Origin of the sequence: Azospirillum humicireducens, from assembly GCF_001639105.2 — a bacterium.
Classification (GTDB): Bacteria; Pseudomonadota; Alphaproteobacteria; order Azospirillales; family Azospirillaceae; genus Azospirillum; species Azospirillum humicireducens.
Map to the genome: position 1 here is coordinate 41,967 of NZ_CP028902.1, position 21,938 is coordinate 63,904.

Annotated in this window: 16 protein-coding genes and 4 pseudogenes; 8 read left to right on the forward strand and 12 right to left on the reverse strand. The window is 67.9% G+C overall.

All coding sequences use genetic code 11. The annotated features are described in order from the left end of the window. Window positions 1-38: 38 nt before the first annotated feature. The 3 genes and pseudogenes from A6A40_RS32420 to A6A40_RS14860 form a co-directional block, all read right to left on the reverse strand. Window positions 39-116, reverse strand: a pseudogene (locus tag A6A40_RS32420) (IS5/IS1182 family transposase); the annotation flags it as partial. Beyond that, window positions 115-210, reverse strand: a pseudogene (locus A6A40_RS32425) (IS5/IS1182 family transposase); the annotation flags it as partial. The pseudogenes A6A40_RS32425 and A6A40_RS32420, both read right to left, overlap by 2 nt. A gap of 158 nt (window positions 211-368) precedes the next feature. Then, a complete protein-coding gene (locus A6A40_RS14860; RefSeq protein ID WP_108546717.1) occupies window positions 369-1,598 on the reverse strand; it encodes an MFS transporter in 1,230 nt (409 codons plus the stop codon). Window positions 1,599-1,696: 98 nt separating this feature from the next. Here A6A40_RS14860 and A6A40_RS14865 point away from each other — a divergent pair, with 98 nt between their 5' ends. After that, complete coding sequence (locus A6A40_RS14865; protein WP_108546718.1) at window positions 1,697-2,635, forward strand: LysR family transcriptional regulator; 939 nt, start codon at window positions 1,697-1,699, stop codon at window positions 2,633-2,635. Between the two features lie 15 nt (window positions 2,636-2,650). Here the strand turns inward: A6A40_RS14865 and A6A40_RS31120 are convergent. The 7 genes and pseudogenes from A6A40_RS31120 to A6A40_RS14895 form a co-directional block, all read right to left on the reverse strand. Next, window positions 2,651-3,058, reverse strand: a 408-nt coding sequence (locus A6A40_RS31120) for a methyl-accepting chemotaxis protein (protein WP_236783804.1), incomplete at its 5' end; no start/stop codon positions are given. Window position 3,059: 1 nt separating this feature from the next. Continuing rightward, window positions 3,060-4,226 (reverse strand): annotated as a pseudogene (locus A6A40_RS14870) (cache domain-containing protein); the annotation flags it as partial. 173 nt (window positions 4,227-4,399) lie between these two features. Further along, window positions 4,400-5,695 carry an MFS transporter gene (locus tag A6A40_RS14875; RefSeq protein WP_108546720.1) on the reverse strand — a complete coding sequence of 432 codons (1,296 nt, stop codon included), beginning with the start codon at window positions 5,693-5,695 and terminating at the stop codon, window positions 4,400-4,402. Between the two features lie 210 nt (window positions 5,696-5,905). Next, entirely contained in the window at window positions 5,906-6,538 is a 633-nt protein-coding gene (locus tag A6A40_RS14880) for an N-carbamoylsarcosine amidohydrolase (protein ID WP_108546721.1), read from the reverse strand. Window positions 6,539-6,549: 11 nt separating this feature from the next. After that, window positions 6,550-7,302: a maleate cis-trans isomerase family protein gene (locus A6A40_RS14885; RefSeq protein WP_108546722.1), complete on the reverse strand. Its 753-nt coding sequence runs from the start codon at window positions 7,300-7,302 to the stop codon at window positions 6,550-6,552. 18 nt (window positions 7,303-7,320) lie between these two features. Further along, window positions 7,321-8,148: an alpha/beta fold hydrolase gene (locus tag A6A40_RS14890; protein ID WP_108546723.1), complete on the reverse strand. Its 828-nt coding sequence runs from the start codon at window positions 8,146-8,148 to the stop codon at window positions 7,321-7,323. Then, complete coding sequence (locus A6A40_RS14895; protein ID WP_108546724.1) at window positions 8,145-9,293, reverse strand: FAD-dependent monooxygenase; 1,149 nt, start codon at window positions 9,291-9,293, stop codon at window positions 8,145-8,147. The genes A6A40_RS14890 and A6A40_RS14895 overlap by 4 nt, the downstream gene beginning before the upstream one ends. Before the next feature lie 470 nt (window positions 9,294-9,763). On the opposite strand from A6A40_RS14895, the gene A6A40_RS14900 reads away from it, so the two are divergent. The 4 genes and pseudogenes from A6A40_RS14900 (at window position 9,764) to A6A40_RS14915 (ending at window position 15,565) form a co-directional block, all read left to right on the forward strand. Then, window positions 9,764-10,813 carry a 2,5-dihydroxypyridine 5,6-dioxygenase gene (locus tag A6A40_RS14900; RefSeq protein WP_108546725.1) on the forward strand — a complete coding sequence of 350 codons (1,050 nt, stop codon included), beginning with the start codon at window positions 9,764-9,766 and terminating at the stop codon, window positions 10,811-10,813. Window positions 10,814-10,919: 106 nt separating this feature from the next. Next, complete coding sequence (locus A6A40_RS14905; protein ID WP_236783805.1) at window positions 10,920-11,402, forward strand: MarR family winged helix-turn-helix transcriptional regulator; 483 nt, start codon at window positions 10,920-10,922, stop codon at window positions 11,400-11,402. Between the two features lie 82 nt (window positions 11,403-11,484). Further along, window positions 11,485-11,937 (forward strand): annotated as a pseudogene (locus A6A40_RS14910) ((2Fe-2S)-binding protein); the annotation flags it as partial. Window positions 11,938-11,965: 28 nt separating this feature from the next. Continuing rightward, window positions 11,966-15,565, forward strand: a complete 3,600-nt coding sequence (locus A6A40_RS14915; protein ID WP_108546727.1) for a molybdopterin cofactor-binding domain-containing protein — start codon at window positions 11,966-11,968, stop codon at window positions 15,563-15,565. 87 nt (window positions 15,566-15,652) lie between these two features. Here A6A40_RS14915 and A6A40_RS14920 read toward each other — a convergent pair whose 3' ends face one another. Then, on the reverse strand, window positions 15,653-17,011 hold the full coding sequence (locus tag A6A40_RS14920; protein ID WP_108546728.1) for an aminotransferase-like domain-containing protein: 1,359 nt from the start codon (window positions 17,009-17,011) through the stop codon (window positions 15,653-15,655). A gap of 182 nt (window positions 17,012-17,193) precedes the next feature. Between A6A40_RS14920 and A6A40_RS14925 the strand changes: the two genes are divergently transcribed. Both A6A40_RS14925 and A6A40_RS30400 read left to right on the forward strand, forming a co-directional pair. Beyond that, window positions 17,194-18,054, forward strand: a complete 861-nt coding sequence (locus A6A40_RS14925; RefSeq protein WP_108546729.1) for a DMT family transporter — start codon at window positions 17,194-17,196, stop codon at window positions 18,052-18,054. Beyond that, on the forward strand, window positions 18,051-18,305 hold the full coding sequence (locus tag A6A40_RS30400) for a small membrane protein YohP (RefSeq protein ID WP_146191565.1): 255 nt from the start codon (window positions 18,051-18,053) through the stop codon (window positions 18,303-18,305). The genes A6A40_RS14925 and A6A40_RS30400 overlap by 4 nt, the downstream gene beginning before the upstream one ends. 4 nt (window positions 18,306-18,309) lie before the next feature. Here the strand turns inward: A6A40_RS30400 and A6A40_RS14930 are convergent, their stop codons facing one another. Next, a complete protein-coding gene (locus tag A6A40_RS14930) occupies window positions 18,310-19,284 on the reverse strand; it encodes an NAD(P)H-dependent flavin oxidoreductase (protein ID WP_108546730.1) in 975 nt (324 codons plus the stop codon). A gap of 430 nt (window positions 19,285-19,714) precedes the next feature. Here A6A40_RS14930 and A6A40_RS14935 point away from each other — a divergent pair, with 430 nt between their 5' ends. Next, window positions 19,715-21,934: an ATP-binding protein gene (locus A6A40_RS14935; protein ID WP_108546731.1), complete on the forward strand. Its 2,220-nt coding sequence runs from the start codon at window positions 19,715-19,717 to the stop codon at window positions 21,932-21,934. Window positions 21,935-21,938 lie beyond the last annotated feature (4 nt).

Below are 21,938 nucleotides of genomic sequence, written 5' to 3' on the forward strand. Positions count from 1 at the left end.
TTCCAGGTTTTATGACACAGTAGAACTAGGGCTGGGACTCATAACCGGTAGGATACGGTAGCGGCGATGCAGACGGCGGCATGGAAGTTGGTGGCGAGCCTGTCGTATCGGGTTGCGGCGCACGGCGTTGGTGTCGTAACCCTTGTCGCCATGGATCAGATCGGCGGCGGCGACTTTGTGGAGCAGGGTGTCGGCAGCGACGCAATCCGCGCCCCTTCAGAATAGAACCTACCCGCAGCAGTCATAAACAACGCATAATTATCATTATGGAAATAAAGATAAGAAGATGCCCAAGGCTCATGTGACGCCGCATGAGCCTTGGGACCTGTGGAGAAACGATCCTGAACCTTGTGGTGAGTGAGGCCGAGTTACCGATCCGGCCGGGTCGAAAGCCGCAGGATCAATGCGCCGATGGAGGCGATGGTTGCAACGGCGACGACGCCGTTCCAACCCCAGATCGCCAGAGCCTGGCTGCCCAGCGTGGCGCCCACCGCCATGCCGATGAACATCCCGACCATCAGCACCGCATTCAGCCGGCTGCGGGCGGCCGGGTCGATGCCGTAGACGATGGTCTGGTGGGCGATCAGCGACGCCTGGACGCCGAGGTCGAAACCGACTGCGCTCGCCACCAGCAGCCACAGGCGGCCGCCCTCCGGCACCAGCGGCGACAGAAACATGGAGGCGAAGGACAGCGCGGCCAGACCGGCACCCAGCCGGGTCATCAGTTCCGGTCCGCGGCTGTCGGCGATCCGTCCGGCGACCGGCGCCACCAGCGCACCAGCCGCACCGGCCAGACCGAAGGCGCCTGCCGCCGCGGCGCCCAGATGGAACGGCGCGCCATGCAGCATGACCGCCAGCGTCGACCAGAAGGCGCTGAAGCCCAGCGACAGCAGCCCCTGCGCCATCGCGGCCCGGCGCAGCGCCGGATGGCGGCTCCACAGCACGGTCAGCGATGCCAGCAGTTCACCGTAGCCGAGGCTGGTGGTCGGAGCGAAGCGCGGCAGGCCGCGCCACAGCGCCACCCCCAGCAGCGCGATGCTGCCAGCCGCCGCCACGAACACGGCACGCCAGCCGAACTGCTCGGCGATGAGGCCGCTGACCACCCGCGACAGCAGGATGCCCAGCAGGAGGCCGGTCATCACCGTGCCGACCACCCGGCCACGATGCTCCGCCGGGGCCAGCGTCGCGGCGGCGGGCACGATGTCTTGCGCCAGCGTCGCCGACAAACCGAGAACCAGGCTCGCCGCCAGAAGGCCGGCGATGGACGGCGCGAATCCCGCTGCCAGCAGCGCGGCAACCAGCACCGCGACCTTCGCCAGGATGATGCGGCGCCGATCGAAGCGGTCGCCCAGCGGTGCCAGCAACAGGATGCCGGCGGCATAGCCGAGCTGGGTCAGCGTCGGCACCCAGCCGACCGACCGCCCGTCGGCCTGGATGTCGGGACCGAGGATGCCCAGCATAGGCTGGCTGTAATAGAGCGATGCCGCCGCCAGACCGGCACCGGCGGCCAGCAGGAAAACCAGCGGCCGGCTGAGCCCGGCATCCTCCGATGCCGGCATCGCGGCTGCGGCGCTATGCGCGGTTTGAATGGTCGTCATCGTGAGACCCTCTCAAGAAACTGATCGAGAGGGACTATGGCCGCGGGGTTGATGGGACGGTAGCCGGATCAGGTGTAGATTTGCTATACGTTGTGCGTATGAACACCGATCTTCCCGCGGCCGGCAGCGACCGCATCGCCCTGTTGGAAACCTTCGTCCGCATCGTGGAGGCCGGCAACCTGTCGGCCGCGGCGGCGCAGCTCGGCAGCACCCAGCCGACGGTCAGCCGCCGCCTGCAACAGCTGGAACGGATGCTGGGCGTCCGCCTGCTGCAGCGCTCCACCCACCGGATGGCGCTGACCGACGACGGATCGCGCTGCTACGAGCGGGCCAAGGATCTGCTCGCCGGCTGGCAGATGCTGGAAAGCGACGTGCGCGGCGCGGACGACCAGCCGTCGGGGCATCTGCGGGTGGTGGCGCCGCATGCGTTCGGGCAGCAGCAGCTGATCGGGCCGGTCGCCGACTATCTGCAACGCTACCCGCGGATGACGGTGGAATGGCTGCTGCACGACCGCATGCCCGATTTCATTGGCGAGGGCATCGACTGCGCCATCCGCGTCGGCGAGGTCGGCGACCCGTCGGTGATCGCCCTGCGGCTGGCGGAGGTGCCGCGGATCGCCGTCGCCTCCCCCGCCCTGCTCGACGGGCGGCCGGTTCCGGCGCATGCGGCGGACCTGGCGGAGCTGCCCTGGCTGGCTCTGCGCACCTTCTATCGCGACGAGGTGACGCTGACCCATGCCGACACCGGCGAGGCGGTGACCTTCCCCATTCGCCCGCGCCTGTCCACCGACGGGCTGCAGGCGATCCGCAACGCGGCACTTCGCGGGTTGGGCGCGGCCATCGGATCGCAATGGGCGCTGGTGGAGGATCTGGCGGCCGGACGGCTGGTGCATCTGGCGCCGGACTGGCGGGCGGCGCCGCTGCCGGTGCATCTGGTCTATCCGCCCGCCCGCCACCAGCCAGCGCGCCTGCGCCGCTTCATCGAGGCGATGCGCGTCGCGGTGCCCATCGCCTTCCGGACGATCCAGGCACCGTGACGGCACGTTCCCTGCTCAGGCGGCGCGGACGGTGGAGAGGAAATCCTCGACCTCGCTGCGCAGCTTGACGGTCTCGCGCACCAGACCGCTGGCGGCCTCCAGCACGCCTGACGCGGCGGTGCCGGTCTGCCCGACGGTCTGGGCGACGCCGGCGATGTTGCTGTTGACCTCCGCCGTGTGGCGGGCGGCCTGCTGGATGTTGGCACCGATGTCCTTGGTGGCGGCGCTCTGCTGCTCCACTGCGGAAGCGATGGCGGTGGCGATGTCGCTGACCGAGGTGATGGTGGCGCCGATGCCCTGCACCGCTGTCACCGTACTGCCGGTGAACTGCTGGATTTCCAACACCTTGGCCTGGATGTCGTCGGTGGCGCGGGCGGTCTGGTTGGCGAGCGCCTTCACTTCCGACGCCACGACGGCGAAGCCNGGCGGCGGAGGCCAGGCTCTGGATCATGCCGTCGATCTTCGCCGCCTCGTCCACCGCACGGCCGGCGACGGTGGTGGACATCGTCACCTGACGGCCGATCTCGGCAATGGAGGCGAACAACTCCTCGGTCGCGGCGGCGACGGTGTTGACGTTGCTGCTCGCCTGCTCGGAAGCCAGCGACACCGCATGTGCCTGGGTGCCGGACCGGTCGGCGGCGCCGGCCATGCCGGTGGCGGTGCTTTCCATCTGATGTGCGGCGGCGGCGACGGCGCCCACCACGCCCAGCACGCGCGCCTCGAAGCGGGCGGCCATGTCGAGCAGGGCGGCGCGGCGTTCGGCCTCCGTGCGGTCCTTCTGCGCCTCGGCCTCCGCCTGCAGGCGGCGCACCTCAAGGCCGTTGCGCTTGAACTCCTCCAGCGCACGGGCGAGCGTGCCGACCTCGTCGCCGCGGTCCTGGTGGCCGATGGCGACCGACAGGTCGCCGGTGGAAATGCGGTTGGTCGCCTGGGTCAGCTGCAGGATGGGGGTGGTGATGCGCCGGCCGATCCAAACGGCGAGGCCAAGGCTGACCGCGGCCAGCACCGCGATCACCGCGGCGATGTTCAGCATGGTCTGCAGGCGCGCGGCGGCAACGGTGTCGAGATAGACGCCGGAGCTGACGACCCAGCCCCAGCCCTTGGTCAGCTTGGAATAGGCCGATTTCTCCACCGGATCGCTGGATCCCGGCTTGGGAAAGAAGAAGGAGGAATAGCCGCCGCCGGATTCGGCCGCCGCGATCTCGTCGCGCACGAACAGACGGCCGGTCTTGTCGGTGCTGTCCCACATCGCCTTGCCTTCGACCTGCGGGTTCAGGTGGGCCAGGATGTTGCCCTTGCGGTCGAGGATCAGCGCGTACTCCGTCCCGTCGTAGCGGGCCGACCGCGCGATGTCGAGCGCCAGCTTCTGCGCCTCGGCGACCGGCAGCTCGCCGGAGGCGGCGCGCTGCTCAAAGCGTTCGATGATGGAGGTCACCATCTCCACCGCGACACGGGCGCGGGCTTGGCGCTCCTCCATCATCACGGTGCCGAGCGACCTTGCGGTCATGGCCCCGGCGCCGACCAGCGCCAGGACGGTGATCAGGGGCAGCAGCAGAAGGCGCCCCCGGATGCCACGCAATGCGGAAATCATGTCTCTGTTGTCCCCCGGCGACTGGCTTTGAGGCGTGCGTCTCGGCCGCGCCGTGGCCGGACCCGCCGGAACGGCCGACCGGCGCCGCACCCCTGGGGCGGCGCCGGCCGAACCGTTTACACACTCATATCGCGTGATCTTTCACAGATGGTTTACACGCTGAATCATCGCGCTCAGCGGTTCACCACCTTGGGCGGGAGCGCATAGACCAGCAGGGCGCCGATCACGAGACAGCCGGAGAAGAACCACAAGGCGGCGCTGCTGCTGCCGGTCAGGTCGATGACGATGCCGATCAGCGAGTTGCTGACCAGACCGGCGATGCTGGCGAGCGAGATCGCCATGGCGAAGCCGGTGGCGGCCGCCGTGCCCTTCAGGAAGGTGGCCGGCAGGCTGAAATAGGCGGGAAGAGGACCCAGCACGCCGACCGACGCGACGGTGAACAGCGCCACGGTGGCGACGAGGTTGTCGGCGAAGAAGGTGCTGGTCGCCATGGCGGCGGAGGCGGCCAGGAAGGGGACGATGATGTGCCAGCGGCGCTCGCGCATCCGGTCGGAACTGGCGCCGATCAGCAGGATGCCGATCACGGCGACGATGTTGGGAATCATCGTCAGCAGGCCGATGTGGAACGGATCCATCACCCCGGTCTTGCGGATGAAGGTCGGCAGCCAGAAGCCGATGGCATAGGCGGTCAGCAGGATGGCGAAGTCGATGCCGCCCAGCATCCACACCTTCAGGTTCAGCAGCCCTTCCTTGAAGCTGTGGCCGACATTCTTGGCCTCGGCATCGTCTCCGCGCAGGTCGACGGCAAGGCGGGCCTTCTCATCCTCCGACAGCCACTTGGCATCCCTGTAGGAATTCGGCAGCGCCACGAAGGTCAGAAAGCCCAAAATCACGCTGGGCAGCGCTTCCAGCAGGAACAGCCACTGCCAGCCGCGCAGGCCTTGGACTTGGTCGAAATGGCTCATGATCCAGCCCGACAGCGGGCCGCCGATCACGCTGGACAGCGGCAGGCCGATGACGAACAGCGCCATGATGCGGCCGCGGCGGTAGGTGGGGAACCACAGCGTCAGGTAATAGAGCACGCCGGGCAGGAAGCCGGCCTCGGCGGCGCCCAGAAGGAAACGGACGATGTAGAATTGCGTCGGCGTGGTGACCAGCATGGTGGCGGCGGACAACAGGCCCCAGGTGATCATGATGCGGGCGATCCACAGCCGCGCGCCGACCTTGGTCAGCACGAGATTGCTCGGCACCTCGAACAGGATATAGCCGACGAAGAACAGGCCGGCGCCCAGACCGTAGGCGGCCTCGCTGAACTGCAGGTCCCCCATCATCTGCAGCTTGGCGAAGCCGATGTTGATGCGGTCGAGATAGGCAGCCAGATAGCAGAAGCAGAGGAAGGGAATGAGGCGCCAGGTGATCTTCTTGTAGAGCTGGTCCGCATCGACGGCCTGCGCCGCGCCAAGTGCCATATCTGGTGCGGCATTCGCTGTTGTCGTCTGGGCATAGGACATGTCGTCTGTCTCCTTACGCTGATCGCGTTGTGAACCCGTCCTGTTTTTTCATGCCGGCGCCGCTTGTCTCGGGTACGGTGCCGGTTGTCGGTCCCAGTTTTGTTATTGATTGGTCCTGTAGTGCCTATCCTCTCTCCCCGCGGGGGAGAGAGGATTTCTGCCGGCGCCTCACCGGCCGAACCGGTCGAGCGCCTCCCGCTTGCTCACGACATCGCCATACTTGCTGTCGATATCGAACAGGTTTGCTTCGTGCGGACCGTCATGACGGTCGCCGACGCACTCGCGGACCACGATGGTGCGGAAGCCGTGCTGGACAGCATCGACGGCGCTGGCGCGGATGCAGCCGCTGGTCGAACAGCCGGTCAGCACCACCGTGTCCACCCCCATGGCATGCAGCATCGGCGCGAGGCTGGTGCCGAAGAAGGCGCTGGCATACTGCTTGGAAATCACAACCTCGTCGGGCTGCGGCGCGACCTCCGGGCAGAAGGCGGCGAGCGGGTTGCCCTCCACCATGTCCTTCATCACCGGAGCCTTGCGCACCCACATGCCGCCATCGGCGAAATGGCCGGGATGATAGCGGATGTTGGTGTGGACGACCGGGACGCCATGGCGGCGTGCGGTGTCCAGCAGTTCCACCGTCTCCGCCACCGCGCTGACCACGCCGGGGGCGTAGAGCGGCGCGCCTTCGGTGGTGTAGCCCTGCATGAAGTCGATCACCAGCAGGGCCGGCCGCTCGCCGAAGCCGATCCGGTTGCCCCAGACGCCCTTGTAATTGTCGGATGCGCTCTGCCCGTCGGTCATGTGGCCGCTCCTCAGTAAGCGCCGGACAGCAGGGCGCCGGCGCCGGGCACGATGGGCTCCAGCTTCAGCGCCTTCAGCATGGCGTAGGTCGTGGCGATGGCGGCGGTCAGCACCGGCTTGCCGGTCTCCGCCTCCACCCGCGGCACCACCGGCAGCGACGGCATCTGCACGCAGGCGGACAGGACCACCACGTCCACGCCGTCCAGGTTCATGCCGCGCACGATGTCCGGCAGGTTGTTGGGGTCGTGGCGGGCGACGTCGAGATTGTCGGGGATCTCCAGCGCGCGCCAGTCCTGCACCTCGAAGCCCTCGGCGCGGATGTAATCCACCACCAGTTCGGTCAGCGGGCGCATGTAGGGGGCGACGATGGCGATGCGCTTGGCGCCCATCACCTTCAGCCCGTCGACCAGGGCGCCGGCGCTGGTGACCACCGGGGCCGGCGCGTCGTTCTCCAGCGTCTTGCGGGCAAGGCGCGCCTCGGACTCGCGGTGATAGCCGAGCCCCATCGACATGATGGCGACGAGGCAGGCATAGCCCAGCACATCGACGCGGGCGTCCGACAGCTCGACGGCGCAGCGGTCGGATTCGGCGTCCATCGCCGCCAACTCGTCCTTCCTGACCGTCTTCATCCGCATGCGGGCGGAATGGAAGGTGAAGCGTTCCGGGCGGATCGCCTGACGCGCGGTCAGCATGGCCGGGATTTCCGTTTCCATGGTGACGTTGGAGCTGGGGACGATCTGGCCGATGCGGTACAGCGAAGACATACGGGTGGTTCCTATCGATCAGGCGAGGGGATGGCCGAGGCTGTCGCCGAAGGCGGCGAAGAAGCCGTCGAGGTCGTCCCAGGGGATCATGTGCCCGGCATTGGGGACGCGGGCGATGCGGATGGATGGCTGGAGGCGGACGATCTCCTCCTCGTCCTCCGGCTGGATGACGCCGCCGCGGCCGGCGACGATCAGCAGGGCCGGGACCGGCAGCTTCGGCAGGTCGGCGTGGATGTCGTCCTGGTGGAAGCCCTCATAGGTCCGGACGATGGCCGGCTCGTAACAGGTGTGCAGCCATTCCGCGCGCAGGCGCAGCTGCTCCTCCGTCCAGGTCGGGCAGAAGGCGCGCATGGCGTCGGCGTCCATGCCCTTCAAGGACTGGCGGATAGAGTCGACGTACCAGGGCAGGCCGCTGGGATAGGGCCGGCGGCCGGGGCCGGAGACCGGCGGATCGATCAGCACCAGCTGGCGCAGGCCCTCCCCCCCGCCACGCACCGAGGCGCGGATGGCGAAGCGGGCGCCCATGGAATGGCCGATCAGGATGCAGTCGGTCAGGCCGAGCGCCGCGATGAAGGCGTTCACGTCGTCGGCGCAGGCATCGATGCCGTAATCCAGATGCGGCCCGCTTTCCGACAGCCCGCGTCCGCGCACGTCCAGCACATAGGTGTCGAACTGCCGGCCGAACCGTTCGGCGACGAAGCCCCAGGTGACGGCCGGGCTGGTGATGCCGGGGATCAGCAGGATGGCCGGGCGCCCGGCATGCCGCCCCCCGCCATAGCGCAGGTAATGCTGGCGGATGCCGTTGGCGTGGACGTTGGCCCCAAAGAGGAAGGTCGAGGCGGTCATGCCGCGATGCCTTCGCGCAGCGGCTGCTCATAGACGTCGTAGCCGAAGACCCAGGCCGGATCCTCCTGCGTGCGCAGGAAGGTGTTGGCGTTGGAGACCGCCTGCACCCGCGTCGCGCGGTCCTTGCGGTTGGCCTCGTACAGCGCGAAGGCGGTGCGGTAGTCGCTCAGGCCGGTCTCGGACAGGCAGCGGGTCAGCATCGCCGCATCCTCGATCGCCATGCCGGCGCCCTGCGCCATGTGCGGCTTCATCGGATGGCAGGCGTCACCCAGCAGCACCAGCCGGCCGCGGCTCCACAGCGGCAGCGGGTTGCGGTTGCGCAGCGGCCATTTGGTGACCTCCTCGGTGCACTCGATCAGCGCCTGGACGGTCGGGTGATAGCCCTGGAAGGCCTCGAACATCTCCTCGCGGCTGCTGTCGATGAAGGCCTCCTGGAAGTCCCATGCGGGATGCGGCACGCCAGTGACATAATAATATTCGTCGCGCTTGCCGGTGGTGAAATAGACCATCATGTGACGGTCCTCGGTCCACCACTTGATGCAGTCCTCGAAGGTCAGGTCGTATTTCGCCAGCTGGTCGCCGCGGATCAGCGCACGGTGGGCGACCCAGCCGCTGTAGTTCGGCGCCTCCACCCCCAGCAGGGCCTCGCGGATGCGGGAGTTGATGCCGTCGGCACCGATGACGATGTCGGCGCGCGCCTCGGTCCCGTCGGCGAATGTCAGATGCACGTCGTCGCCGCTGTCGGTGATCGTCTCCAGCCGCTTGTCGAAGTGGACGGAGCCGGGGGCCAGCGTGTCCATCTGCAGCAGATGCATGTCGCCGCGGTGGACGGTGACATAGGCGGCGCCGTATTCGCGCTTGGCAAAGTCGCCCAGGGGAATGCGCGACAGGTAATCGCCGGTGAAGCCGTCGCGGCTGAACCAGAAGTCCGGCTTGGAGCCCATCGCCTCCAGCGGCTTTTCGATGCCGAGCCGGCGGAACACCTTCATCACGTTGGGACCGACATGGATGCCGGCACCCAGCCGGGAGAATTCAGGGGCCTGTTCATAGACATCCACCTGGAACCCGGCCTGCTGCAGAAGACCGGCGGCGGCGGCTCCGCCCAGGCCAGCCCCGACGATAGCGATTCTCTGAGTCTTTCCCATGGATATGGCCCTTTGCTGACGTGGGGGTGTTCGGTCGGTGCCGCCGAAGGGCTCGCGACCGGCTGCAAGGGCGCGGGAGGAGTGTCCGGGGGCTTCTCGCCCCGGCTCCGGCCGCAGACCGTTGCGTTGAACTCGATATGGAGTGTGTACGCTGTTTCGGCTTGCCACGCAACACAATTCGTCATACAAGGCTACTCGGGCTTTGCGGAGCCAGGCGGGCCGCTTACGGCTCGAACTGACCGCAAAATAGCCTTGCCAAGCCTCATTTTAAATCACGGATGCCTATTTTACGTTCATATCGGCACAGCGGCGGCGAAGGGATTACCCCCCACACTGTTCGGGGCCGAATTAAGCCTATACACTCTATATGCATTGGTCAGCCCGCCGTTATGATCGGCGGATGTCCACCCGGGAATCCGGCCTGGATCGCGCATTCCGCGACCGTGGCCACCAAGATTGGGAGAGATGAGATGCCGGTGAGCGACCGCGAACTGACGCAGATGTTCGAACGGGTTCTGACCCTGTCGAAGGTGGACAAGACCCAGAGCGTCGCTGTGTTGAAAAGCGACTATTCAAACCCGCGCATCGTGCGCGCCGCGATGGACGCGGCTCAACGGTTGGGCGCGAACGTCTACGGGGTCGAACTGCCGGCCTTCAACCACCCGCGCGCCATGGGCATGGACATGACCGCCTATTGCGGCGACACGCCCCTGACCGGCAACCTCGCCGCCCAGCGCGCGCTGGAGGCGGCCGACCTGATCGTCGACACCATGATGCTGCTGCATTCGCCGGAGCAGGAGCAGATCCTGAAGACCGGCACCCGCATCCTGCTGGCGGTGGAGCCGCCGGAGGTCCTGGCCCGCATCATGCCGACCGAAGAGGACAAACTGCGCGTCAACGCCGCGGCGGACCGGCTGAAGCGCGCCCGCTCCATCGCCGTCACCTCCAAGGCCGGAAGCGATTTCCGCGCCACGCTCGGCCAGTATCCGACGGTGACGGAATACGGATTCGCCGACGAGCCCGGCCGCTGGGACCATTGGCCGAGCGGCTTCCTGTTCTCCTGGCCGGACGAGGGCAGTGCGGAGGGCACGCTGGTGCTCGACGTCGGCGACATCCTGCTGCCCTTCAAGACCTATGTGCGTGAGAAAGTGACACTGGAGATCGAGGAGGGCTTCATCCGCCGCATCCATGGCGGGTTCGAGGCGGAATACCTGCGCGACTACATGGCCTATTTCAAGGATCCGGAGGTTTACGGCATCTCGCACATCGGCTGGGGCCTGCAGCCGCGGGCGCAATGGACGGCGATGGGCCTGCACGACAAGAACGACGGCATGTGCATGGACGCCCGCGCCTTCTACGGCAACTTCCTGTTCTCCACCGGCCCGAACACCGAGGTCGGCGGCAGCCGCAAGACCCCCTGCCACATGGACATCCCGCTTCGAGGCTGCGACATCCTGCTGGACGGCGAACCGGTGGTGCTGGCCGGCGACGTGGTGGCGCCGGAAGCGTCGCGGGCATGACGGGGCATCCTGGGGCGGCATGGCGGTGAAAGCCCGCCGCCCTTCCCTGCCCCTGCTGCCGCTGCTATCTTTCGCCACTCCCCAGGTCCACCGCATGTTGTCCCCGATGTCCCAAGACCTGCTGCCCGAAGACGGCGCCGACACTGGCCCCGGAAAAGCCGATTACGTCTTTTCCGACCAGATCGGCCATCTGCTGCGGCGGGCCTATCAGCGGCACCTCGCGATCTTCCAGCGCAACGCCTGCGACCCGCAACTGACCTCGGTGCAGTTCGTCACGCTCTGCGCCATCCGCGACAACGGGCCGAGTTCGCTGATCGAGCTGGTGAAATCCACCGCCATCGATCAGGCGACGATCCGCGGCATTGTCGAACGGTTGAAGGCGCGCGGGCTGATCCGCCAGACCTCCGACGCGCAGGACCGGCGCAAGGTCATCAACTGCCTGACCGACGACGGGCGGCGGTTGCTTGAGGACATGGTGCCCTGCGCCAAGCGGATCAGCGAGCTGACCATGGGGCAGCTGAACCCGGCGGAACGGTTGGCGGTCACCCATGTCCTGCAGAAGATGATCGCGCAGGACGGGGAGGAGTAACCCACCGCAGGATGGCTTTGCGGCCATTACACCCCGCTTTGGCAGCGGGCTTGCGGGACCTATCGCACCGGACGGACGCATTATGGAAAAAACCATCGCGCTGCGGGTGAATGGCCGCGCCGTCTCGGTGACGGCGATGGCCGACACGCCGCTGCTCTACATCCTGCGCAACGATCTGGCCCTGAACGGGCCGAAATACGGCTGCGGACTCGGCGAATGCGGGGCCTGCACCGTCATCCTCGACGGCGTCGCCGCACGCTCCTGCGTCATCCCGCTGGCCGGGGCGGAGGGGCGCGAGGTGGTGACGCTGGAAGGTCTGGGCAGCAGCAGCGCGCCGCATCCGGTCCAGCAGGCCTTCATCGACGAGCAGGCGGCCCAGTGCGGCTATTGCATGAACGGCATGATCATGACCGCCAAGGCGCTGCTCGACCGCAACCCGACCCCGACCATGGACGAGGTGCGCCGCGCCCTGTCCGGCAATCTGTGCCGCTGCGGCACGCATGTCGAAATCCTGCGCGCCGTCATGCGGGCTGCGCGGCTTCTCTCCTCCTCCGGAGCACATCATGACGACCGATCCGACGCTTGGCCCGACGCCCGCCCCGCAGTCCCAGCCGGCGCCGACCCGTGCGGAGCTGATGGCGGCGACCGGCGTCCTGCTGATCGTTGACAAGATCCAGCCACCCTCCGGCCCGGTCGCCAAGGGTGCCACCGCGACGCCGAAGCCGCCGGAAACCGCGCTGTTCCTGGCTGTGCGCGACGACGGGCAGGTCTTCGCCTTCAACGGCCATGTCGATCTCGGCACCGGTATCCGGACGGCGCTGACCCAGATCGTCGCAGAGGAGCTGGATCTGCGCATGGACCAGCTGCGCATGGTGCTTGGCGACACCGGCCGCACACCGAATCAGGGCGCCACCATCGCCAGCGCCACCATCCAGATCTCCGCCGTGCCCCTGCGCAACGCTGCGGCGGAGGCGCGGCGCTGGCTGCTGGAGCGCGCCGCCGCCCTGTTCGGCGTGCCGGTGGGCGAATTGCGCGTCGAGGAGGGCGTGGTGATCGCAGGCGACGGCAACCGCCGGATCTCCTACGGCGAACTTGTGCGGAGTGAGCGGGTGGAACTGCGCATCAGCGGCGACGCCCCGCTGAAGGCGCGCGAACAGTACAAGCTGGTCGGAAAGGGGGCGCCGCGCGTCGACATCCCGGCGAAGGCGACGGGCGAATTCTCCTACGTTCACGATCTGCGGCTGCCGGGGATGCTTCATGGCCGCGTGGTCCGCCCACCCTATGCCGGCATCGACAGCGGCGAGTTCGTCGGCAACAGCCTGGAGAGCATCGACGAAGGTTCCATCGCCCACATCCCCGGCGTCATCAAGGTGGTGGTGCTGCGCGACTTCGTCGGCGTGGTGGCGGAACGCGAGGAGCAGGCGATCAAGGCGGCGCGCGAACTGAAAGTCACCTGGAGGCCCTGGACCCGCAAGCTGCCCGACCTGTCGAACCTCGCCCAGGCCCTGCGCGAAAATCCCAGCACGCCGCGCAAGGTGCTGGACAAGGGCGACGTCGATGCAGCGCTCGCCGCCGCCGACCAGCGGATGACGCGCACCTATGTCTGGCCCTACCAGATGCACGGTTCCATCGGCCCGTCCTGTGCCGTCGCCGATTGCGGAGCAGACCGCGCCACCGTCTGGTCCGGCACCCAGAATCCGCACCTGCTGCGCGCCGACCTCGCCTGGCTGCTGGACTGGCCGGAGGAGCGGATCGACGTGGTGCGGATGGAGGCCGCCGGCTGCTATGGCCGCAACTGCGCCGACGACGTGGCGGCGGATGCGCTGCTGCTGTCGCAGGCGGTCGGCCGTCCGGTCCGCGTCCAGCTGACCCGCGAGCAGGAGCATCTGTGGGAGCCGAAGGGCACCGCGCAATTGATGGAGGTCGATGGCGGGATCAGCGCCGATGGCGGGATCGTCGCCTACGACTTCGCCACCAGCTATCCGTCGAACGGCGCACCGACGCTGGCGCTGCTGCTGACGGGACGGGTCGATCCGGTGGCCGCGGTGTTCGAGATGGGGGACCGCACCTCCATCCCGCCCTATGATTACGAGAACATGCGGGTGGTCATCAACGACATGGCCCCCATCGTCCGCGCCTCCTGGATGCGCGGTGTGTCGGCGATGCCCAACAGCTTCGCCCATGACAGCTACATCGACGAACTGGCCTTCGCCGCCGGGGTCGATCCGGTGGAATTCCGCCTGCGCCACCTGCGCGACGACGAACGCGCCGCCGACCTGATCCGCGCCGTCGCCGGCCGCGCCGGCTGGCAGCCGCGCACCGCCCCGCAGCAGACCCCGCCGGAGGGCGACGTTCTGCGCGGCCGCGGCTTCGCCTATGCCCGCTACATCCACAGCAAGTTCCCCGGCTTCGGCGCCGCCTGGGCGGCCTGGGTGGCCGACGTGGCGGTGGACCGCAAGACCGGCGAGATCGCGGTGACCCGCGTGGTCGTCGGCCATGATGCCGGCCAGATGATCAACCCCGACGGCGTGCGCCACCAGATCCACGGCAACGTCATCCAATCGACCAGCCGGGTGTTGAAGGAACAGGTCGAGTTCGAGGAGTCGGTGGTCGCCGCCAAGGAATGGGGCGGCTACCCGATCATGACCTTCCCCGAGGTGCCGGACATCGACGTGCTGATGATGCCGCGGGAGACCGAGCCGCCGCTGGGTTCGGGCGAATCCGCCGCAGTCCCCAGCGCGGCTGCCATCGCCAATGCGATCTTCGACGCCACCGGCATCCGTTTCCGCGAACTGCCGATCACCGCGGAGCGGGTGCGGGAGGCGCTGAACGGCCCATCCGAACCGGTCCCGACTTCGCCGCCGGAAGCCGCCAAGCCGCGCAAGCGCGGCTGGAAGGCATGGCTCGGCGCCTCATTGACCGGCTTATGCGGGGTGATGATCGGCATGGCGAGCAGCGCCCTGCCCTTCCGCGCTGAAATCGCCCCGGTCTCGCCGCCGTCGGCCGGGCTGTGGTCGTCGGCCACCATCGAACGCGGGCGGCAGTTGGCGGCGCTCGGCGACTGCGCGGTCTGCCACACGGTTGAGAATGGTGCGACCAATGCCGGCGGCCGGCCCTTCGAGACGCCGTTCGGCACCGTCTTCAGCACCAACATCACGCCGGACCCGGACAGCGGGATCGGACGCTGGTCCTTCGCCGCCTTCGACCGGGCGATGCGCGAGGGGATCAGCCGCGACGGCCGGCATCTCTACCCGGCCTTCCCCTACACCGCCTTCCGCAACATGACCGACGACGACATGCAGGCGCTCTACGCCTACATGATGACGCAGCAGCCGGTGCGCGCAGAGACGCCGGCCAGCACCATGCGCTTCCCCTTCAACCTGCGCCCGATGATGGCGGGCTGGAACACGCTGTTCCTCAACCGCGAGACCTACAAGCCGGACCCGCAGAAGACTGCGGAATGGAACCGCGGCAACTATCTGGTCAACGGGCTCGGCCATTGCGCCGCCTGCCACAGCCCGCGCAACGCCCTGGGGGCGGAGAAGCTGGGGGACGCGTTCCTGGCCGGCGGCACCGTCGACGGTTGGGAGGCGCCGGCCCTGACCGCGCTGTCCAAGGCGCCGAAGCCCTGGACGGAAGACGATCTGTTCACTTATCTGCGCACCGGCTTCTCCCAGCGCCATGGTGTGGCCGCCGGCCCGATGGCGGCGGTGGTGCACGAGTTGTCCACCGTACCGGAAGCGGATGTTCGGGCGATGGCGGTCTATCTCGCCTCCCTGGGCGGAAACGCGGTGGAGACGGCGGCGCTCACCCCGGCCCCCGTCAGTTCCGCCAATGGCGAACGCATCTTCAACGGCGCTTGCCAGGCCTGCCACAGCGACGGCAATGGACCGACGCTGTTCGGCGTCAGTCCGTCGATGGCGGTGAACAGCAACGTCCACAGCGACAGCCCCGACAATCTCGCCCGCGTCATCCTGCACGGCATCCAGAACCCGGCGACCCGCGATCTCGGCTATATGCCAGCTTTCCGCGACAGCCTGTCCGATAAACAGGTGGCGGACCTGATGGCCTATCTGCGCGGCCGTTTCGCGGCGGACAAGCCGGCCTGGACGAATCTTGCCGACGCGGTGGCGAAGGCGCGGGCCAATCCGGGGACGCACTGACACGGGCACATGCGATGTCGCATAGAGGACGGGATGGGTGCCCGGAATGGGAGGCCTGAGCGGCTGAGCGGCTGAGCCTCCGCAAGTCTATCCTTCTGCCGCCATCGCGCGCGCCAGCACGTCGAACACGCGCGGATCCTCCATCTGGGCGACATTGAAGCGCAGGAATGCCGAAGCCGACCGCGACACGCTGAAGACGTCTCCGGGAGCGAGGACCACAGTCTCGCGCAGTGCCGCTCGGGCGACATCGGCGGCGTTCCGGCCGTCGGGCAGGCTGCACCAGAGATAGAAGCCGCCGCGCGGCAACAGCCATGGCCGCAAGCCGAGCGCGTCCAGTCTGGCCGCGACCTCGCGGCGGCTCCGCGCCAGCCGCCGGCGCAGCGCGTCGAGATGCTTGCGATAGCTGCCGTCGCTCAACGTCGCCAACACGAGTTCGGCGGCAACCGGACTGGGGCCGCCGAAGCTCGTCGCCACCTGCAGATCGACCAGCGCCTCCACCCAGTCGGGCCGGGCCGCGATGTAGCCGCAGCGGATCGAGGCGGACAGCGTCTTGGAAAAGCTGCCGATGCGGATGACCTGGGCCAGCCCGTCGAGGACGGCCAGACGCGGCGACGGCTCGGATTCGAAGCCGGCGAAGATGTCGTCCTCGACGATGGTGACATCGTGGGCGGCGGCGGCGCTGAGCAGCCTGTGCGCCGTTTGCGGCGCCATCGTCGCACCGGTCGGGTTGTGGAGCGCCGAATTGGTGATGTAGAGCCTTGGCCGATGCACCGTCAGGGCTTCGGTGAACAGGGCCACATCGGGCCCGTTCCTCGTATAGGGGACACCGACGATCCGGGCCTGATGGGCGCGCAGCAGCGCCTGGAAATTGAAGTAGCAGGGATCGTCGACCAGCACCGCGTCGCCGGGGCGCAGCAGGAAGCGGCAGATCAGGTCGATGGCCTGGGTTCCGGAGCCGGTCAGCAGGATCTGGTCGGCGCCCGCCGTCAGTCCTTCATCCGCGAACTGGCGGCCGAGCAGCCGGCGCAGGGCCAGCGATCCACGCGTGCCGCCATAGTCCGCCAGTATTGCATCGTCGGCTGTCGCGAGACGCCGGATCGCCCGGCGGATCGCGGCGTTCGGCATCCAGTCGGCCGGCAGCCAGCCGCATCCGGGCTTCAGCGTCTCTGCCGCAGCATCGAGCGACTGGCGCGACACCCAGAACGGATCGATGGTCCGGTCGAGCCGGGGCTCGACCTCCTTCAGGGCGAGCGGCGGGAGGGCGCCGGACACGTAGAATCCCGAACCGGGGCGCGAGCGGATCACGCCTTCGGCAGCAAGCCGGTCATAGGCCTCCACCACCGTCGATGGGGACACGCCCATGATGGCGGCGAAGCTGCGGATCGAGGGCAGCTTTTCCCCCGGCGACAGCGTGCGGCTTGCCATCCTGCGGCGGATCGCCTCCATCACCTCGCCTGTCCGTGTGGCGCTCCTGCTGTTCACGCTGCACCCACCGCCATGCGCGCCGTCCCCATCCGTATGGTTTCCGTGAGCAATACAGTTTGGCGGAATTGTATGGGACTGTTGCTGTCTTCACCAGCGGTCCCGACGCTAGGATCGTCGCATTCAAGCACCAAAAGGGGTCGGGGATGCGGTGGGTTTCGGCAGGATGGGGCAGCGGGATGCTGGGCGTGGTCATCTTCAGCGGTTCGCTGCCGGCAACGCGCGTCGCGGTCGCCGGGTTTCCGCCGCTGTTCCTGACCTCGGCGCGGGCGGTGATCGCCGCCGCACTGGCGGCCGTGCTGCTGTCGATCCTGCGGCAGACGCGGCCCGCCCGCAGCGACCTGCGCCCGCTGGCCGTCGTTGCGCTCGGGGTCGTCGTCGGCTTTCCCCTGCTGACGGCGCTGGCGCTTCAACGGATCACCTCGGCACAGTCGATCGTGTTCATCGGGCTGCTGCCGCTCGCCACCGCCCTGTTCGGCGTGCTGCGGTCGGGGGAACGGCCGAAACCCGCCTTCTGGCTGTTCTCGACCGTCGGAGGATTCGCCGTCGCCGGCTTCGCCCTGGCACAGGGGGGAGGCGCCTCGCTTGCCGGCGGCCTGCTGATGGTCGCGGCCATTCTGCTCTGCGGGCTCGGCTATGCCGAGGGTGCCGTCCTCTCCCGGCGGCTGGGCGGCTGGCAGGTCATTTCCTGGGCGCTCGTGCTGGCATCGCCGGCGATGGCAGTGGCCGCGATCCTGACGATGCCGGATGGCTGGACCGCCGTCGGTGCGCCGGCCTGGATCGGGCTTGGCTACGTCTCGGTCTTCAGCATGCTGGTGGGATTCGTCTTCTGGTATCGCGGGCTGGCACTCGGCGGCATCGCCGGCGTGGGTCAATTGCAGCTGCTTCAGCCCCTCCTCGGCCTTGCGCTGGCGGGGCTGCTGCTGCATGAGCCGGTCGCCTGGACCATGGTCGCGGTGACTGGGCTGGTGGTGCTCTGCGTCGCAGGGGCCAGACGGTTCGCGTGAGCGGCAAGGAGCCCGGCCCCCTGTCGCGGCGCGTTGACGGGCTGCCCCCACACGCCTCCCGCGGGAACCGAATCCCGGCCGGCGGGTTGAACCAAGCATGGGCGTGGCGTCACCGGGCCGCAGAGACACCACGCCGTGAACGAAGCCACACGGGGACCGCCAGCATGCTCAAAATCTTCGGTTGGGCCATCCTGATCATCTTCATCATCGGCCTGCTGGTCGTCACCGGCATCCTGAAGCTCATCTTCTGATCGCCTACTCCTCCGCCATCGCCAGCGCACGGCGCAGGTGGGTCCGGCACTCCGCGACCATGCGGCGGATCAGCTCGTCGCAGGTCGGAATGTCGTCGATCAGGCCGATGACCATGCCGGCCGACACCACCCCGCCCTGGGCATCGCCGGATGCCAGGGCGGCCCGGCCGCGCTGGCCGGCGACGAGGGGGCGCAGCTCTTCGAAAGCGGCGCCGCCGGGACGCCGTTCCAGCGCCACCACCTCGTCCGACACGGCATTCTTGAACACGCGGGCGGTGTTGCGCAGGCTGCGCAGGATCAGATTGGTGTCGCGTTCGCCGGCCGCGACCAGCGCCTGCTTGATGGCGTCATGCACCGGCGCCTCCCGTGTGCAGAGGAAGCGCGTGCCCATGTTGACACCCTGCGCGCCCAGCGCCAGAGCCGCGGCCATGCCGCGTCCGTCCGCGATGCCGCCAGAGGCGATGACCGGAATCCTCAGCGCCCGCACCGCCGCCGGGATCAGCACCAGGCCGGGGATGTCGTCCTCCCCCGGATGGCCGGCGCATTCGAAGCCGTCGATGCTGATGACGTCCACCCCGGCCCGCTCGGCGCTCAGCGCATGACGGACGCTGGTGCATTTGTGCAGGATGCGGATGCCGTGCGCCTTCATGCGCTCGACGAAGGCGCGCGGGCTGTTGCCGGCGGTCTCGACGATGCTCACGCCGCTGTCGACGATGACGTCCAGATAGCGCTCGTAGGGCGGCGGCGTCACCGTCGGCAGCATGGTCAGGTTGACGCCGAAGGGCCGGTCGGTCATGCCGCGGCAGCGCTGGATTTCCCGCGCCAGGTCCTCCGGCGTCGGCTGCGTCAGCGCCGTCAGGATGCCGAGCCCGCCGGCGTTGGAAACCGCCGATGCCAGCTCCGCCAACCCGACCCACTGCATCCCGCCCTGCACGATCGGGTAATCGATGCCAAGCAAACCCGTCACCGCGGTCTTCATACCGTCTGCCCCTCCCCTCTCCCTGCCCTTGCCGCCGTCATCTGCCCGCCTCTATCGACCTGCCATGCGGCACAACCGGAGTACCCGTACTTTTAAGCTGATCCATAAGACAAAGCGGTATATGATCTTCGTTCTATGATTAAAGCAGAAATCAGACAAAATCTTGGGAACTGGCCAAAAACTTGCCATATGATAATGAAAGTATAGGGTCTGATGAATATCCTGCCTTGCCGGTCGCCGCAACGCGACGCGCAGGGTAGGAGCCGGGTTTTGCATCGTGGACTGTTCGGAGTGCCGTTGAACTCTCGGCGCCGCTCCGGCGGACTCTGGTGAAGAGGGCCCGGTTCAAGCGGGCCTGCCGGATTGTGACCGAGACGAGCAAAGGACGACCGTGACGCCTGCAACCGGACCGGAACCGTGGCCCCAGACCATGGCGGGCAGCTTTGACCTCGACGCCTGCGCGCGCGAACCGATTCACATTCCCGGCAGCATCCAGCCCCACGGCCATCTCCTGGCGCTGGAACCCGACGGCCTGCGCCTGGTGCGCGCGAGCGCGGAGGCCGGGGCTGTGCTCAACCGCCCCCTCGACGAGGCCTTCGGCCAGCCGATCGACCGGCTGATCGATGCCGACGGCATGGCCTCGCTCGTCCGCCGGCTGAGTGGCGCCCCGTCCGAACCGGTACAGTTCGATATCCTGCATCTGCGCGGCGGCAGCGACCATCAGGCCATCGCCCACAGGTCCGGCCGGTTGGTGATCCTGGAGCTGGAGGATCTTGCGGCCACCGGCATCGGCACGCTTGAGGCCCTCTATCCGCAGATGCGCGAAGGCATCAGGCGGATGCAGGCGTCCCATGGTTTCGAGACCCTGCTGGCCTGCACGGCGGAGGAGGTGCGGTCGCTGACCGGTTTCGACCGTGTTCTGATCTACCGCTTCGACGACCTGTGGAACGGCACCGTCATCGCAGAGGACGGCAACGGCCGCCTGCCCTCCTACCGCGGCCTGCGCTTTCCCGCCTCCGACATTCCGGAGCAGGCGAGGCGCCTCTACGCGCTGAACCGCCTGCGGCTGATCGCCGATGCCCGCTACCGGCCGGTCCCCATCCTCGCATCGGACCGGGATCCGGAGCCGCTCGACCTCAGCTTTTCCGTGCTGCGCAGCGCATCGCCCGTGCATCTGGAATATATGCGCAACATGGGCACGCCGGCCTCCATGTCGATCTCCGTGATGGACGGGGAACGGCTGTGGGGCCTGATCTCCTGCCATCACGCCGAACCGCGGCAGGTGTCCTTCGCCGTCCGCACCGCCTGCGACCTGCTGGGACAGGTGCTGTCCAGCCAGATGATCGCGCTGGAGCGGGCGGAGGATGCCGACCACCGCATCCGATCCAAGAGCATCCAGGCCCGGCTGCTCGCCCATATGGCCGCGGCGGAACGCTTCATCGACGGGCTGGCGGAGGATGGGGAGGATTTGCTGTCGCTGGTCAATGCCGACGGCGCCGCCATCCTGTTCGACGGCGATTGCCGGCTGATCGGCCATACCCCGCCGCAGGCAACGGTGGAGGCCATCGGCGCGGAGCTGGCCGGTCGGGGCATCAAGGATCTGTTCGCCAGCCACCAGCTGCCGGCGCAGATGCAGATCGCCGCCGGAATGGACGCCAGTGCCAGCGGGCTTCTGGCGATCTCCATCTCCCAGCTGCATCCCAGCTACCTCCTGTGGTTCCGGCCGGAGATCGTGCGCTCCATCGACTGGGCCGGCGACCCCAAGAAGCCGGTCGACGGCAGCGGCAGGCTGTCGCCGCGCAATTCCTTCGAGATTTGGAAGGAGACGGTGCGCGGCCAGTCCCTGCCCTGGCGCCATGGCGAGATAGAAGCCGCCGGGGACTTCCGCAACGCCATCGTCAGCATCGTGCTGCGCAAGGCCGAGGAGATGGCCGCGCTGAACGAGGAGCTTCGCCGCAGCAACGGCGAACTGGCCGCCTTCTCCTACTCCGTCTCGCACGATCTGCGGGCCCCTTTCCGCCACGTCTCCAGCTATGCCGAGCTTTTGCGCGCCCGCGCCGCCGACAAGCTGAACGACCGGGAACGCCACTATCTGGACAGCATCATCGAGGCGGCCGGTTCGGCCGGCACGCTGGTCGACGGGCTTCTGCACTTCTCGCAGCTCGGCCGCGCCACGCTGGCGCGGGTGGAGGTCGATGTCGGCCGGCTGGTGGAGGAGGTCCGCAACCTGCTGGAGCCCGATCTGAGGGGGCGCAACGTCCATTGGACCGTGCATCCGCTGCCCGCCGTCACCGGCGATCCGACGATGCTGAGGCTGGTGGTGCAGAACCTGCTGTCCAACGCCATCAAATATTCCCGCGACCGTGCCGCACCGGAAATCGAGGTCGGCTGCCACAGTACGCCCGACACGCACCAGTTCTATGTGCGCGACAATGGCCGTGGATTCGACATGGCCTATGCCGGTAAGCTCTTCGGCGTTTTCCAGCGCCTGCACCGCGAGGAGGAGTTCGAAGGCATCGGCATCGGCCTCGCCAATGTCCGCCGAATCGTGGAGCGCCATGGCGGCCGGGTGTGGGCCGAAGGCAGGCTGGATCACGGTGCGACCTTCCATTTCTCCCTGCCGCGGTCCGCAACCGCCGAATCGAGGTAGCCCA